Consider the following 13605-nt stretch of genomic DNA (forward strand, 5'->3'; position numbering starts at 1 on the left):
CGTTAGCAGAGAGAGTCAATGGGATACTAAAACAAGAGTTCCTACTCAATAGGTGTCAAGACATCAAAGAGCTCAACCAACTAGTAAAAGAGTCTATTAGTATCTATAACAATATGAGACCACATCTTAGCCTCGGGATGAAAACCCCAAATGAGGTTCATGAAAAAAGCCAGCTGCTAACGCAGTTGGCTTAGCATAAAACTGTCAACGTATTTTAGGACGAGACACTAAGAGAGACTATTCTTGCTCGCTCTCGTGTAGCTCACAATTTTCTGCCGCTTGGCAGACGCTTTCGCGAATGGTCAGGCGAACTTCAGGATAAAGCATCGAATAGAGTAGCTCGGCAAATTGGTGAGTTTTAATTGCATCGCAGTTACCATCGAGATCCAGATAAGCTTGCTCTTTAAGCGTGCTGAACATGGCTGCAAACACGCCTTTGTCGAAAAACTCAGGTGCGTTGATACCGTGTAGGCGACCGAGACGCTGCGCAATATCTTGGCTCTTGATCTCAAGATCGGATTTACCCAGTTCAGGAATCGCCACCAATAGGTTGAGAGCAATGGCATAACGCTGCAGCGTTTCTGAGATAGTACGACCAAGCAATACCAATACTTGCGTATTGCTTTGTTTGATTTCCACCATCTCTTCTTCAACGCTAATCAAACCTTGGTTTGCCAACTCAGTGACATAAGATTCAACCACCGCATCCAGTTGTGACTCTTCAATGCTTAAGAACAGCTCTTGTTTCAAGAATGGGTAGACTTGGGCTACATTACTCTTGATTTGCGCCAGGCTGAGTTTTTGACGGCGCACCAACATTTGCGCGATTAGCGCAGGGATCGCGAAGAGATGGATAATGTTGTTGCGGTAATAAGTCATCAGAATCGACTGATTGCGATCAAGCGAAACAATTTCACCCATGCTATCGGCTTCAAGTACAAACTTATCCAGTGACTCAGCATGTTTAACCAGTGTTTCTGCATCTTCACTTGGCACTGTACATGTATTTGAGTACGGCACATTCTTGAGCAGAGATAAGTAACAATCAATTTGTTGTACTAAGCTGTCACGAGAAAGTGCGCGTTGACGAGAGGCGAGTAGCGCCGTTGCACATAAGGTCAGTGCATTTGCTGCTGCTGCATCGTTAATGTGCGTCATCATTTTAGTCGCCAGACCATTCACCGCTGGTGTTAACCATTGTGGTTTTGAACCGCCCATTGGATCGATATCTTTGGTCCACTCTGGTGCATGTTCATTGAGGTATTGATTGACTGAAATCGGCTCACCAAAGTTCACATAACCTTGACCAAAGTTGCGCAGCTTACGAATGGTACGCAGCACAAGACCAGCATTTTCTTTCTCTTTGCGGCTGCCTCGTAGCTCTTTTGCGTATGTGCCCACTTCCATTACGTGCTCGTAACCAATGTAGACAGGTACCAGAGTCACAGGGCGGTTTAGACCGCGCAGCATCGCTTGGACTGTCATTGCTAACATACCAGTTTTTGCTTGCAGCAAGCGACCTGTACGTGAGCGACCACCTTCACTGAAGTATTCCACTGAGTAGCCTTTGGCAAACAGCTCAGCCAGGTATTCACGGAAAATTGTTGAGTAAAGCTTGTTGCCCTTAAAACTGCGACGAATAAAGAAAGCGCCACCACGGCGGAAGATTGGACCTGCCGGGAAGAAGTTTAAGTTGATGCCAGCAGCAATATGCGGCGGTACCATACCTTCATGGTATAGAACATAAGAAAGCAGTAGATAGTCCATATGGCTACGGTGACATGGCACGTAGACAATCTCATGTCCATCTTGAGCTAAACGACGCACGGTTGCGGCATTATTGATGTTTAAGCCTTGGTAGATGCGATTCCACAACCAACCAAGGATGCGATCGCCATTGCGTACTAAAGAATAAGAGAAGTCTGCCGCAATCTCATCCATGATGTCATGGGCTTCTTTACGCGCTTTGTCGAGCGAAATACCTTTGCTGTTGGCTTCGTCCTCAATCGCTTTTTCAATCGCTTTTGATTTCATTAAGCGGTTGAAGAGCGCTTGGCGACTTGGAAGATTAGGACCAGAAGCCGCCAGCTTTTGACGTGAGAAGTGAATACGTGCTACGCGTGCAAGTTTATGGGCGATCGAGGCATCGGTGCCATGAGAATTCGCCATATAACGCAGTGACACAACAGGGCTGATGCGTACCAAACAGTCACGACCAGAGAACAGTACCGCTTTGGCTTTCTGTGGACCATTAAGAGATTGCAGATAAGTGGTTTGCTTACCTTCTTTACCTGGTTTACGCCCCCACAGTACGGTGACAGGGATAACTTGAACGTCTAACTCGCTATCTTCTTTATGCAGCGCTAGCAGTTCCGAGAAGAGCGCGATAGACTCTGCAGGCACATCATTGTCATTACCGATCACGGTCTCTCTTGAAGAGATAAAAACATAACGGTTAAAGCTTTTGCCGTTGATTTCTAGAGGCGATAAAGGATCTGGCAGCCCTAATGATTTGACTTGTTTTTGCAAGCTAAGTAAATCAACTGCTGAGCGATAAGGTAGTGCGTAAACAATGGGCTTGTTAATATCAATGCTATGATCTTCAATCGGATTTGAAGGAATAGCAGTTCCCTTTACCAGCACCGAGAGCGGTAGCTTTAAAAGCGAGCGTGATAGAGAACGTCCAGAAGACATAAAGGTTCTTTGCCTCAAATAGATGATAAGCACATTTCCAGTTCTTTTTAGTCTAGAACTCGAAATATGCCCAAGCGATTTTTTTAGGCAGCAAGGATACCAGAAACTGGTCGAACCTTTTAATTATTATTGAATGCAAAAGCAGCAATACTGGTGATGATTTGCCAAGATTGTGTCATTTTTTGAGAGTTTATTGTGAAGCCAAAATCCACCCATGGTTTAAAACGTATCTTCAACGCCACGCGCTATTCATGGCAAGGCTTAGTGGCAGCGTTTAAAAATGAAGCCGCCTTTCGTGAAGAGATTTTACTCGCTGCGGTTATGTTGCCTGTGGCGTTTTGGCTGGATGTGACTCAAGTTGAGCGAATTTTACTGATCGCAACAGTCGTCTTGGTGTTGATTGTTGAACTGATCAATAGTGCGGTTGAAGCGGTAGTGGATCGAATTGGCTCCGAGCGTCATGAATTGTCAGGTCGTGCGAAAGACATTGGCTCAGCAGCGGTGTTATTAGCAATGTTATTAACCGCTTATACGTGGGCAACGATCCTGTTTTTCTAACCCTCTAAAAAATCATCAATTCGCTTTTCATTTGTTCAGTTACTGGATATACTCACAGTTAACTGTATAAAAAGACAGGTGACTTATGAAGCCGTTAACGCCCCGCCAGCAACAAGTTTTTGATCTAATCAAAAGTAAAATTGATGATACCGGCATGCCGCCAACGCGTGCTGAGATTGCTAAAGAATTAGGTTTTCGTTCAGCAAATGCTGCTGAAGAGCATCTAAAAGCGCTTGCGCGCAAGCAAGCAATCGAAATTATTCCTGGAGCCTCTCGTGGTATCCGTATTCTGCTCACAGACGATGCGGCGAATGACGATCAAGGCTTGCCACTGATTGGTCAAGTGGCAGCGGGTGAGCCAATTTTGGCACAAGAACATGTTGAGGCGCACTATCAGGTCGACCCGAGCATGTTTAAGCCGCAAGCCGATTTCTTGTTGCGAGTTAACGGCGAGTCAATGAAAGACATCGGCATTATGGATGGCGATCTATTGGCGGTTCATAAGACTCAAGATGTTCGTGACGGACAGGTTGTTGTTGCACGCGTTGATGACGATGTGACGGTGAAACGCTTGGAGCGTAAGGGCTCGACAGTGTTACTGCATGCGGAAAACCAAGAGTTTGAACCAATCAAAGTAGATCTCACCAGCCAACACTTAGCGATAGAAGGCATCGCCGTAGGCATTATTCGTAATACCGATTGGATGTAATTTTATTGATTGTTAATGATAATCAATGTCATTAACTTGTCTTTCTAAGTGATATTCATTATCATCTTCCTATTGCTAATTAAGGAAGATGATAATGGCTGCCCCGCAACGATCCCCTAAAACTCGTTATCAGATACCCGCTCGTTTACTGCAACCGTTATGGTTTCGTAGCCGAGAAAGTCTCGCTGATGATGGCTTAGTGTATGATCCTATTGCTGCCAGTGCTTGTCATCGCTGTCAGCTTGCGCCGGAATGCTTTGCTGGCGATATCGATCAAAAGCAGCTTTTGCATGCCACTCTCACTCAGTTGTGTGACGACCAAGTGAATGCCTTTCTTAAGCAAAACCCCGATGGTTGGATCATCAATGTTGGCGCTGGCTTAGATACGCGCTTTTATCGCGTTGATAATGGGCTCTGCCGCTGGCTAGAGCTGGATGTGACAGAAAACTTGTTGTGGCGTGAGAAACTTTTTCATCACAGTGAGCGTTATCATCATCACTGTGGAAGTGTGACCGACCTTTCTTGGCTTGATGAGCTCACTATTCCTGAAAAATCCCCTGTCATGCTGGTGTGTGAGCACGCTTTGCTTGATATCACCCAAACACAAGTTGCTAGTTTTGTGCAGGCGTTAGGTCGTCATTTTGATGATGCACGTGCTTGTCTAGTATTGGCGGGCGATCTTAGCCAAAGCAAAGTGGGGCAAAAGATGGGGTCGGGGCAGTATGCGCATGGATACGAGTCACCAAGTGACGCGTTGTTGCAATACCTTCCTTGGCTGCGTCGAGTGCGAATCTTTTCGCCTGTCGATAAGCAGTGCCAGCGTTGGAAGTGGTGGCAGCGATTATTGACCAAGTTTAATCGTGTTAAGCACCGCTTTACGCCTGTCGTGGTCCTGTTGCGCTGGTAGTTCAGAGCTTTTAATAACCAAGCCGCTCACTGAGTGGCTTGGTTGATCTTGGCGGCTTAGAATAATCGGTTAAGGCCGTTTAATGCCGCAACACGATAAGCTTCTGCCATAGTCGGATAGTTAAAGGTCGTATTAACGAAATACTCAATGGTATTGGCTTCACCTTTTTGTTCCATAATCGCCTGACCGATGTGGATGATTTCAGCGGCACGCTCACCAAAGCAGTGGATACCTAAGATCTCTTTGGTCTCGCGGTGGAAAAGGATTTTCAAACTACCAATATCTTTGCCTGCAATCTGAGCACGCGCGAGATGTTTGAATGACGAACGACCAACTTCATAAGGCACTTTGGCTGCGGTGAGCTCTTGTTCGGTTTTACCTACCGAGCTGATTTCTGGAATGGTGTAAATGCCCGTTGGGATATCTTCAATCAAATAGTTATCGGCTTGCCCTTTAGTGATCGCTTGTGCGACAAAGCGTCCTTGATCGTAAGCGGCACTTGCTAGGCTAGGGTAGCCAATCACATCACCCACAGCATAAACATGCTCAACTTCGGTTTGGTAGTTGCTGTTCACTTTAAGCTGTCCACGCGAATCGGCGGCAAGACTGACGGCTTCTAGATTTAGCTTGTCAGTGTTACCTGTGCGTCCATTGGCGTACAAGATGCAATCGGCTTTCATTTTTTTACCTGACTGCAAATGGACAATCACGCCATCTTCGGTGCCTTCAACGTGTTCATAAGTTTCATCATTGCGGATCACTACGCCGCTATTCCAGAAGTGATAAGAGAGCGCATCAGATACTTCGTTGTCGAGAAAGCTCAGTAGGCGATCGCGGGTGTTGATAAGATCGGTTTTCACCCCTAAGCCGCGGAAGATTGATGCGTACTCACAACCAATAACCCCAGCGCCATAAATAATAATATGGCGAGGATCGTGTTTAAGGCTCAGGATCGAATCGCTGTCGTAGATACGTTCGTGGTTGAAATCGACATTATCAGGTCGGTAGGGACGTGAGCCTGTGGCGATAACAAATTTATCGGCAGTGTAGATCTCGTCACTGCCGTCACTTTGCATGACCGCAACTTTGTTGCTCTCGATAAAGCGAGCTGAGCCGAAAATCAATGCGCATTCATTGCGATCATAAAATCCTTGGCGAAGGCGGGTTTGTTTATCGATGACTGTTTTAGCGTGGCTGAGAATATTAGAGAAGGTGGAGTGTAAGCTGGTGTTGTTTTTACAAAAGAGGGGGTTGTTATTAAATTCAATGATTCGGCTTACGGCATGACGCAACGCTTTTGAGGGGATGGTGCCCCAGTGCGTACAACCGCCACCCACGCTGCTTTCCTTTTCTATAATCGCGACGTTAAGACCGGCTTTGGTGAGTCCCATGGCAGCCCCTTCGCCACCCGGACCGCTGCCTATTACAATGACATCAAAATGATTGCTTACGGTCATAACTTTTTCCTTGTTATACTATTTTAACATTGCTTTAGCGTGATTTTAACTAAATCCACGGTGAGGTAAATGTTTGTCACACTAGAGAGTCGATGTGATCACGCCGAGCATAAGATATTTGCCAATTTTACTCTGTGTGAGATCTCTAATTTGAGGCGAAAGGATTGTAATCACTACTCAACTGGGGTTTATTTCTCCCTAGCGAGGAAAGGCTTAAGTCATAAGGAGAATCATTGTATATTAGGGAATCCCTTGTCAGGAAAAGTAGAAATTAAATAATGAAAACCATGGGAATTCGCGCGCAGCAGAAAGAGAAAACGCGTCGCTCACTTATTGATGCCGCATTCAACCAATTGAGTGCAGACCGTAGTTTTTCAAATTTGAGTCTTCGGGAAGTCGCGCGTGAAGCGGGAATCGCACCTACCTCATTCTATCGTCACTTTAAAGATATGGATGAGCTAGGATTAACCATGGTAGATGAAGGTGGCTTGTTGCTGCGTCAACTGATGCGCCAAGCACGTCAACGGATTGTCAAAGAGGGCAGCGTGATCCGCACCTCTGTGGAAACCTTTATGGAGTTCATTGAGAGTAGCCCTAACGTTTTTCGCTTGTTATTGCGTGAACGCTCTGGTACCTCATTTGCATTTCGTACGGCAGTCGCCCGTGAAATACAGCATTTTGCGGCAGAATTGACCGAGTTCTTGATCAGTACCGGAATGAGCCGCGACGAAGCCTTCACCCAAGCAGAAGCGTCAGTCACTTTAGTTTTTAGTTCAGGCGCGGAAGCTCTCGATCTCGATCGACGTGAGCGTGAAATTTTAGCTGAACGTTTGATCATGCAGTTGCGAATGATAGCCAAAGGGGCTTATTGGTATCGCAAAGAACGTGAACGTAACCGACTAAAAGGCGGGATAGATTAATGTCTAATGAAAATAATCCAATTAATCGTGGTTCGGAAAGAAAAACACTGGTTCTTGCTCTAATCGCGGGTATGTGTGGTGATGCATTACTCTCTTGGTTAACGATGAGTGAGGTTAGCTTCTCAATTTTCCCAATCATTGCGCTGGTATTGGCAGTTCAAGCGCTTTACAAAGAATACCTAACTAATCCTGTTTCAGAGGATATCCCACTCGTGGGACTGGCGTGTTTCTTTGTCGGGGCATTTGGTCACTCAGCTTTCCTAAAAGCGCAACATCCAGAAGCTGGCTCTAACTTTTTCGCCATCTTAGTTTCAATGCTACTGATGCTTTGGATTGGTAAAAAACTAGGCTATATGTCCAAGAAAGATGAAAAAGTCGCTGAATAAGCACAACAAAAAACGAGCCAGATGGCTCGTTTTTTTATATCTATAGTTTGAACCTTGTTCTGATCAGTTACTTACGCTCAAGCATCACACCCGCTTCCATATGATGAGTATATGGGAACTGATCAAATAGGGCGAAACGGGTCACGTTATGTGTTTCGCTCAGCACTTCTAAATTTTCTTTTAGCGTCTCTGGGTTGCAAGAGATGTAAAGAATACGCTCGTAGCCTTGTACCATTTTACAAGTATCGATATCCATGCCTGAGCGTGGTGGATCAACAAAGATGGTATTACAGTTGTAGCTGTTTAAATCAATGCCTGCGTCTTTCAGACGACGGAACTCGCGTTGACCTTCAATCGCTTGGGTAAACTCTTCTGCAGATAGACGGATGATCTGAACGTTATCAATTTTGTTGGCTGCGATGTTGTACTGTGCAGACTCTACTGATGGCTTAGCAAGTTCAGTTGCTAGGACGCGTTCAAAGTTTTGTGCCAGTGCCAAAGAGAAGTTACCGTTGCCACAGTAAAGTTCAAGTAAGTCACCTTGGCTGTCTTGCGTACAGTCGATTGCCCACTCAAGCATCTTGGTTGCGACTTTCGCATTTGGCTGAGTAAAGCTGTTTTCTACTTGTTGGTAGATATATGGCTGACCGTTTACATCCAGTTTTTCTACTACGAAGTCTTGGTCTAGCACGATCTTCATTTTACGTGCACGACCAATCAAGTTCAGGTTAAAACCTTCATCATTGAGACGTTGCTTAAGTGCTTTTGCTTCAGCAATCCATGCATCATCCAGTTGACGATGATAAAGCAGAGAAACCAGAACTTCACCGCTAAGGGTCGATAGGAAGTCGACTTGGAATAGCTTACGACGTAAAGACTCATTATCTTTCATCGCATCCATTAGCAGTGGCATAAGGTCGTTGATAATTCGGCTAGCCGCTGGGAACTGATCAACACGGTATTTTTCACGCGTCTCTTGGTTAAACATGATGTAGTACATGTCTTCACCTTCGTGCCATACGCGAAACTCTGCACGCATACGGTAGTGCTGCTCTGGAGATTCGAACACTTCCAACTCTGGCACATTGTATTGAGCAAACATCTCATTGAGACGTTCAACTTTCTCAGCCAATTGCTGCTGGTAGTGCTGCGGATTTACATCAAGAGTCGCCATAGTAATAACCTTTGTATGGTGCATTTAGTTTAAGAGCGCAGATTTTATTCGATATCAGCTATATGTCCAGTTTTGCTGCCGTAAGGGCGCAAGTTTCTATCTGTAAAGCCTAGCGTAGTCACTATGATTTGTTACTAAATAATAGCCACATCAGATATTTGCTGGACAAATAACCAATAGATTAATACCATCGTCGCGTAGCTGGTGCTGTCTAGATGTATAGATGGCTGAAGAGGGAATCTGGTGAAAATCCAGAACTGACGCGCAGCGGTAAAAGAGAACGAACACTCCCAAGACACTGCATCTAGTTTGATGTGGGAAGTCGAGTTATTAGGTAAAGCAGCAAGCTCTTAAGTCCGAATACCTGCCAGCAACTGAGCCAAATCTGGAAGCAAAAACCTTTGATGCTCAGTAGGATTTACGCGATTTAGGATAAAAAAATGAACCGATCTATTTTAGCTGTGACAGTTGGGTCACTGCTTTCTTACGCCCCTTATTCTCTAGCCGAGCAAGCTGATGAGACTGTTGTTGTAACGGCAAACCGTTTTGAGCAAAAACTAGATTCTTCGATTGTGCCTATTGAAGTGGTCACGAAAGAAGAGATTGAAGCGACTCAGTCAAAAAACCTACTTGAAGTGCTACGACGTTTACCTGGTGTTCAAGTATCTTCAAATGGTGGCTATGGTCAGAGCCAAAGTGTTTTTATTCGAGGTGCAGAGTCCGATCATGTTCTTTTCTTGATTGATGGAGTTCGATTCGGTAGTGCAACGTCCGGCACTGCGGCTATTGCATCAATACCTCTAGCAGGAGTTGAACGAATTGAGTATTTAAGAGGAGCTCGTGCTGCACTGTATGGTTCAGATGCGATTGCTGGTGTCATTAATGTAATTACCGCAAATAATAGAAGCGAGAGTGTATTAAGTACGACTATCGGCAGCGATTCATATTACCAAGGGCAAGGCTTCTTTTCTGGAAATTTAACAGATGCTCTGCATGCTTCTATGTCACTTAATGCTTTAAACAATGAAGGATTTTCTGCAAAAAATACGGTTGGAGATGAAGATGCGGATTCATACCGTTCAAGGGATGTCGCAGCTACTATCAAGTATCAATTTTCCAAGCAGTCATCGTTAATGTTGAACGCGTTAGTTCATGAGGGAAATCTAGAGTATGACCCTCAAGATTCAACGAATGAAGAAAATTTTTATAATGTTGCACTTCGTTATAATTTCAAAAATGAGAAATATGTAACCTCACTAACCGCTTCTACAAATCAAGACAGCACTTTTTACCCTGCTTCCAATGGGACCTATCAAACGGACCGTAAAGGTGTAGCTTGGGATAATCTATATCATATTTCCGATAGTTTATCTGTTGGTGGTGGCATTGATTGGTATGAAGATGATGTATCTAAATCTTCAACTTTATATGATGAAGTAAAACGAGATAATACCGCTTTTTATCTAAGTAGTTTCTATAATCGTGGAATCTTATCTGTGGAGGGAGCGGTACGTAGTGATGATAACGAAAGGTATGGAAATCAAACCACTTGGCAACTAGGTGCTGGTGTTGATGTTTTAGAAAACTACCGTCTTTCATTTAATGCAGGTACAGGATTTAAAGCACCAACTTTCAATGATCTATACTTTCCTGGTTGGGGTAATCCTAATTTGGAACCAGAAGAGTCCGAAAGTTATGAAATTGCATTAGATGCGACATACAGTTTGCTTGATGTGAGAATTTCAGCCTATATGACGAATGTCGACAACATGATTGTTGGTTCTGGGTCTAACGCATCTAATGTAGGTAAAGCTGAAATCCGTGGTATTGAGATTATTGGTAAATTTGAAACGGGACCATTTACTCATCAGTTGAGCTACGACTACAACGATCCTGAAAATAAAGATACAGGCAAGCAGTTAGATCGCAGAGCTAAAGATAACGTTAAGTGGAATATCGGATATTTTGTTGATGACTTGATTCTGGATCTGAGTTACCTCTATCAAGGCGAACGCACTGATGGTAGTGAAACTCTAGATGCGTATTCCCTTGTTGATTTTGCTGTCACTTATAACGTTACGGCAGATTTAGTGCTAAAAGGGCGAGTTGCTAACGTATTTGATGAAAATTACACACTGGCAACAGATTACAACACCCAAGAAAGAAGCTACTTTGCAACAGTGCAATATAATTTCTAAATTTAAAAACCGCCTTCGGGCGGTTTTTTCCTATCAGAGATAAAAATGAAGAAAAACGTCATCGTTAGTTGGTCTTCCGGTAAAGACTCAACGCTTACCTTAGAACGATTAATGGACAGCGAGCAATATCATGTCGTTGGTATTTTCACCACACATTTAGAAGATGAAGTTCCCTTTCAAGCCACGCCTATCGAAGTGGTAGAGATGCAAGCGGATTTGCTTGGATTACCGTTAGTGAAAATAGCACTGCCAGAAGTTTTCCCGAGTAATGAGGTCTATCAATCCCTAGTCGTCGAAGGTCTAAAAAGCTCAAAGCTAGATTTTAGCTGTGTGGCATTTGGCGATATGTTTTGTAACGGTATTGCTGAGTATCGTCGTAGCTATATTGAACCTGCTGGTTGGCAGTGCGTTTTTCCTCTGCTTGGGCAAGAGCCTCAGAAGTTGGCTGATGAAATCATCGCAAGAGGTATTCAAACCATGCTGGTGACGGCGGACAGTTCGCGGATATCAAGAGAGTTGTGCGGACGCTGGTATAATAGAGATCTACTCAATGGGTTACCGCAAGAGGTTGACCCATGTGGCGAGAACGGCGAATTCCATACGCTAGTGACGGAAACGGCGAGCTTCAATGGCAAACTAGCGCTTCAGTTGGGCGAAGTTGAACATGGTGAGCGATTCTCTCACCAAAGATATGCCGCCAAGATATTGCGAAAAGCAAAACCAAGGGTATGATCGCCTCATCTTCATTACTGGAAATACTCTGTGACTCAGCAACCTAAAGTTCTTATCTTTGACTCAGGTGTCGGTGGTCTATCTGTATATAAAGAGATAGTTGCGCGTCTGCCTCAGCTTGATTACTACTACTTGTTTGACAATGCTGCTTATCCGTATGGTGAGTTAGAGCGTCAAACGCTGCTCGAGCGTGTTGAACTGCTAGTATCAGCTATGGTTGAACAGCACAGTATTGATATCGTTGTGATTGCCTGCAATACCGCCAGCACGATTGTGCTACCAACACTACGCGCCAAATTGAGCATTCCAGTGGTTGGTGTTGTTCCTGCAATCAAGCCTGCATCAAGTTTAGCGAATAAAGCTATCGGCTTGATTGCCACACCTGCAACAGTCCAGCGTGAATACACACATGACTTGATCCGTGATTTCTCTCAGAACAAACCCGTTGAGATGCTGGGTTTAACGCGCTTAGTTGACATTGCAGAAGAGAAGCTAAGAGGTCAATGTGTTGATCTGGAAGAAATGGCAACCTTACTTGCGCCATTGGCGGATAAGATCGACGTCGCGGTACTGGGTTGTACTCACTTCCCTCTTATAAAGGAAGAAATTCAGCAGGTATTAGGTGAGCAAGTGCTATTGGTCGACTCTGGCGAAGCGATTGCCCGACGAGTGCAAGAATTGCTATTAATAGAGAAGAGTGAAGAATGTCGAGGGCGTAAGGAAATTTATTCAAGCGCAACCCCTTGGCAAGAGGCTGCGCTGAATCAAGCGTTATCAGAGATGGAATTTAGTCCAGTTCGTCTCTTTCATCTTGAGATTTAGGCTCGTTAGCAATGCGTACTTTTAGTGTGCGCTGCATATAGTCCTTCTCGTTTAATCCTGCAATGGCTGTTTCTGCATCAGAAGCAGCCATCACCACAAAACCAAACCCTCTTCTTTTCCCTGTGCGTTTATCTTTCATAAGACGTACAGCGAAAACTTCACCATGTTTAGCAAATAACTCCTTCACATGAGATTCATTTGCCTTATAAGGTAAATTCCCCACATAAAGTGTTTTAGTTGCAGGATCATTTAGAGGAGTGGTTAATTCATTTGTTGTTGCGCTAGAAAATTTCAGAACAAAAGCGGAGGCAACAACACCAAGAACAAAGCTGATTGCAGGAGAAATATCTACTTTAGTGAAGATAAGTCCGCCTAATACAGCTATGGCGATTATCAAAATTGTCGATTTATTTGAACTCATAATCAGAATACTACTTCTAGGTCAGAGAAAACGGGTGTCTACTATTAACAAAATAGACACATGAATCTTACGTATATGGTTGGCGTTTTTCCATTAGATTGATGTGACATGTCTCAAATGTTGAAATTTTATCCTATTTTTAAAGATTTGCTCGGTTTTTAGGCAAACAAAATCTTTTTTTTAAATAACACTTGTCATGTTTTCAAACCTCCCTATAATGCCGCCTCACTGACACGGAGTGAGACGCAAGTCACGGTCCGGGAAGGAAATTAGAGAGAGAAGAAAGTTTGAAAAAAAACGCTTGACTCTCAAGTTGGGAAGCGTAAGATACGCACCCCTAACGACGAGATACTGAGTATCACGAAAGTTAGAAAAGCTCTTTAAAAATAAGAACCTATCAATCTGTGTGGGCACTCGTTGATGATAATCCAAATTAGAAGCTTAGGCTTCAAATTAGATTTCAATGAAACGAAGTGACCATTGCTAGAAATAGCAGCACAGTCAATTCAAACATTACTATGTAATGTTCAGTATTCATTGAGTCGACAAAATCTTAAATTGAAGAGTTTGATCATGGCTCAGATTGAACGCTGGCGGCAGGCCTAACACATGCAAGTCGAGCGGCAG

The 13605-nt window shown here is 44.0% G+C and carries 13 protein-coding genes, 1 rRNA gene and 1 riboswitch; of the genes, 10 read left to right on the plus strand and 4 right to left on the minus strand.

The annotated features are described in order from the left end of the window. Positions 1–194, plus strand: a 194-nt coding sequence (locus tag DPF93_RS20740; protein ID WP_164675363.1) for an integrase core domain-containing protein, incomplete at its 5' end; no start/stop codon positions are given. Between the two features lie 43 nt (positions 195–237). Here the strand turns inward: DPF93_RS20740 and plsB are convergent. After that, the gene (gene plsB, locus DPF93_RS20745; RefSeq protein WP_114767900.1) at positions 238–2694 is read right to left on the minus strand and encodes a glycerol-3-phosphate 1-O-acyltransferase PlsB; all 2457 of its coding nucleotides are present in this window, start codon (positions 2692–2694) and stop codon (positions 238–240) included. Positions 2695–2889: 195 nt separating this feature from the next. On the opposite strand from plsB, the gene DPF93_RS20750 reads away from it, so the two are divergent. From DPF93_RS20750 to DPF93_RS20760, 3 genes are all read left to right on the plus strand, one after another. Next, a complete protein-coding gene (locus DPF93_RS20750; RefSeq protein WP_114767901.1) occupies positions 2890–3252 on the plus strand; it encodes a diacylglycerol kinase in 363 nt (120 codons plus the stop codon). 85 nt (positions 3253–3337) lie between these two features. Continuing rightward, positions 3338–3961 (plus strand): transcriptional repressor LexA, encoded by a 624-nt coding sequence (lexA, locus tag DPF93_RS20755; RefSeq protein ID WP_114767902.1) that lies wholly within the window; start codon positions 3338–3340, stop codon positions 3959–3961. Between the two features lie 94 nt (positions 3962–4055). Beyond that, the gene (locus tag DPF93_RS20760) at positions 4056–4868 is read left to right on the plus strand and encodes a class I SAM-dependent methyltransferase (RefSeq protein ID WP_114767903.1); all 813 of its coding nucleotides are present in this window, start codon (positions 4056–4058) and stop codon (positions 4866–4868) included. A 56-nt stretch (positions 4869–4924) separates the two neighbouring features. Here DPF93_RS20760 and sthA read toward each other — a convergent pair whose 3' ends face one another. Continuing rightward, on the minus strand, positions 4925–6325 hold the full coding sequence (gene sthA / locus DPF93_RS20765) for a Si-specific NAD(P)(+) transhydrogenase (RefSeq protein ID WP_114767904.1): 1401 nt from the start codon (positions 6323–6325) through the stop codon (positions 4925–4927). Between the two features lie 278 nt (positions 6326–6603). Here sthA and fabR point away from each other — a divergent pair, with 278 nt between their 5' ends. Then, on the plus strand, positions 6604–7245 hold the full coding sequence (gene fabR, locus DPF93_RS20770; RefSeq protein WP_075649217.1) for an HTH-type transcriptional repressor FabR: 642 nt from the start codon (positions 6604–6606) through the stop codon (positions 7243–7245). After that, positions 7245–7631, plus strand: coding sequence for a YijD family membrane protein (locus tag DPF93_RS20775; RefSeq protein ID WP_114767905.1), 387 nt, complete (start codon positions 7245–7247; stop codon positions 7629–7631). Before fabR ends, DPF93_RS20775 begins: the two co-directional genes overlap by 1 nt. A gap of 67 nt (positions 7632–7698) precedes the next feature. Here DPF93_RS20775 and trmA read toward each other — a convergent pair whose 3' ends face one another. Further along, positions 7699–8805: a tRNA (uridine(54)-C5)-methyltransferase TrmA gene (gene trmA / locus DPF93_RS20780; protein WP_114767906.1), complete on the minus strand. Its 1107-nt coding sequence runs from the start codon at positions 8803–8805 to the stop codon at positions 7699–7701. Between the two features lie 185 nt (positions 8806–8990). Continuing rightward, positions 8991–9191: riboswitch (cobalamin riboswitch) on the plus strand. Between the two features lie 54 nt (positions 9192–9245). On the opposite strand from trmA, the gene DPF93_RS20785 reads away from it, so the two are divergent. The 3 genes from DPF93_RS20785 to murI are packed head-to-tail and all read left to right on the plus strand — an operon-like array spanning position 9246 to position 12557. Further along, a complete protein-coding gene (locus DPF93_RS20785) occupies positions 9246–11003 on the plus strand; it encodes a TonB-dependent receptor domain-containing protein (RefSeq protein WP_114767907.1) in 1758 nt (585 codons plus the stop codon). A gap of 45 nt (positions 11004–11048) precedes the next feature. Beyond that, a complete protein-coding gene (locus tag DPF93_RS20790) occupies positions 11049–11735 on the plus strand; it encodes a Dph6-related ATP pyrophosphatase (protein ID WP_114767908.1) in 687 nt (228 codons plus the stop codon). Positions 11736–11765: 30 nt separating this feature from the next. Further along, complete coding sequence (murI, locus tag DPF93_RS20795) at positions 11766–12557, plus strand: glutamate racemase (RefSeq protein WP_114767909.1); 792 nt, start codon at positions 11766–11768, stop codon at positions 12555–12557. Here the strand turns inward: murI and DPF93_RS20800 are convergent. After that, complete coding sequence (locus DPF93_RS20800) at positions 12523–12978, minus strand: RNA recognition motif domain-containing protein (RefSeq protein ID WP_114767910.1); 456 nt, start codon at positions 12976–12978, stop codon at positions 12523–12525. The two genes, murI and DPF93_RS20800, sit on opposite strands and share 35 nt — an antisense overlap. Positions 12979–13533: 555 nt before the next feature. On the opposite strand from DPF93_RS20800, the gene DPF93_RS20805 reads away from it, so the two are divergent. After that, a 16S ribosomal RNA gene (locus DPF93_RS20805) occupies positions 13534–13605 on the plus strand; the annotation flags it as partial.

Source organism: Vibrio rhodolitus, from assembly GCF_003350325.1.
Classification (GTDB): Bacteria; Pseudomonadota; Gammaproteobacteria; order Enterobacterales; family Vibrionaceae; genus Vibrio; species Vibrio rhodolitus.